General features: G+C 39.0%; 1 protein-coding gene. It reads left to right on the top strand.

Annotation, left to right across the window (positions count from 1 at the left end; all coding sequences use genetic code 11):
* Positions 1 to 129: 129 nt before the first annotated feature.
* The coding region (gene pclA, locus MK480_RS07740; RefSeq protein WP_268707474.1) for a pneumococcal collagen-like adhesin PclA at positions 130 to 1,946 on the top strand (1,817 nt) is incomplete at its 3' end.

The raw sequence follows: 1,946 nt of genomic DNA, 5'->3' as shown, positions 1-1,946 counted from the left end.
AAAAAAAAAAAAAAAAAAAATATGGCTCCATGGTACAAAAATCAGATATATTAATTTCATAGATAATATTGATTAATGCCTCAAATAGTTGTAAATTGTAAACTATAACATACTATCTAGGAGTTTAAAATGAAACATACACATAAGAAATCATTTGACTGGTATAGCATGCAACAACGATACTCTATTCGTAAGTATCACTTTGGTGCGGCTAGTGTCTTGCTCGGTACAGCCTTAGTCTTGGGGACTGCTGCCAATACGCAATCAGTACAAGCGGAGGAACAACATCCTGAGGCAACTAATAGTGTCTCTGTTGATAAGGTAGATGAAGCTACTAAACCAGCAGAAGTATCAACACCTAAAAAAGAAACAACTTATGCAGCTCCAACTGTTGCGAACCCAGTAGAAACGACTCCAGCTAAAACTGAAGAAGCTACTAGACCAGCAGAAAAAGTTGAAGAAGCAAAAGATAAAAAAGAAGAAGTAACGCATCAAGATGCTGTTGACAAGTCAAAATTGTTAACGGCTCTTTCGCGTGCTAAAAAATTAGAAAGCAAGTTATATACAGAAGCAAGTGCTGCTAACTTGCAAGCAAGTATCCAAGCTGGTCAAAGCTTGCTTGGGAAAGCAGATGCGACTGAATCTGAAGTATCAGCAGCAGAGTCATCTATCCAATCAGCTATTATTGGGCTAGAACTTCGTTCTAACTCTGATAAAGGAACAGTATCAGAAACACCTGTAGTGAAGAAAACTGACGTAGCAGAAGCCAAAGAAGAAGCTAAGCCAGCTGCAACAACGACTGACCGTTCAGCTGTTGATAGTAGCGTTTTAGCAACTAATGCACCTGCCAAAGTAGAAACAACTTCAGCTCCAGAATCTACTAATGAAATCTCGAAACCAGGTTTGAGCCTTTCTGATGCTCGCCAAAATCCAGCTATCCGTAAGGAAGACTTGGATAAAGGGCATAGTGGCTTTAGAGCGGCTAGCAATCCAGCCAATCCAATTGTATCAGGTTCTGGAAATACAGTTGCATTTGCAGATATTAGTCAAGGTGGTCGTAGTTATAGTTTCCGTGGTTATGGGAACTCACGTGGTGGTAATTCAATTCATTACGATGTAACAACAGTACGTCAAGGTAATAGATTGAATTTCACAATTAAATACTCTGGTCCAGGTGAATTTGTTAATAATAACTTTATCTTGGATAAAGGGGATGGATTTGGAAATCCTTCAAATGCAACTATCACAACTCCAAGATTAAGAGAGCAATCAAAACCTATTAGCCAGGGTGCCAACTTCGTATCTCACTCAGGATACAGTATGACCTCTGCTACTTCAACAAATATGGAACAAACAATCAGATTTAGTTTGCCAATTGCTAATCCAAATGGTGACTTGTCTGTTCGTTTGAAACCAGTTACTTTTAACGTGGACCAAGGTGGTGGTGGTGCCGCTACTAGCAATGACCCATACAGTAACTCCAACTATTATCATAGAGCAAATCCACTCCTCTTGGATGCAAACCCTTATGGTGGTACTAATAATAAGACTGTTTCAGAAGACATTGACTTCCAAACTGTCTATCTTCCAACTAGTAAGTTACCAGAAGGTCAAACTAGATTAGTTCGTGAAGGTGAAAAAGGACAACGTCAAATTACCTATAAAGTCCATCGATTTGGTAACGAAACACTCCAAGGATTGCCAATTAGTAATAGAGTTACTAAAGAAGCTAAGCCACGTATTATGCAAATTGGTGTGGCTAAAGAGCTAATCGATACAGTAAAACCACGTGTTGATCAAAATAAAGTTGGTGATACAAATAACCTCACTTTCTATCTTGATAACGATGGAAACGGTGTTTATACTGAGGGCGTAGACGAACTTGTTCAAAAAATTGCTATTAAAGATGGAGCCAAGGGTGAAAAAGGGGACCAAGGTGAACGCGG

The organism is Streptococcus mitis (assembly GCF_026782895.1).
Lineage (GTDB): Bacteria > Bacillota > Bacilli > Lactobacillales > Streptococcaceae > Streptococcus > Streptococcus mitis_CB.
This window is presented reverse-complemented; position numbering and strand designations above follow the sequence as displayed.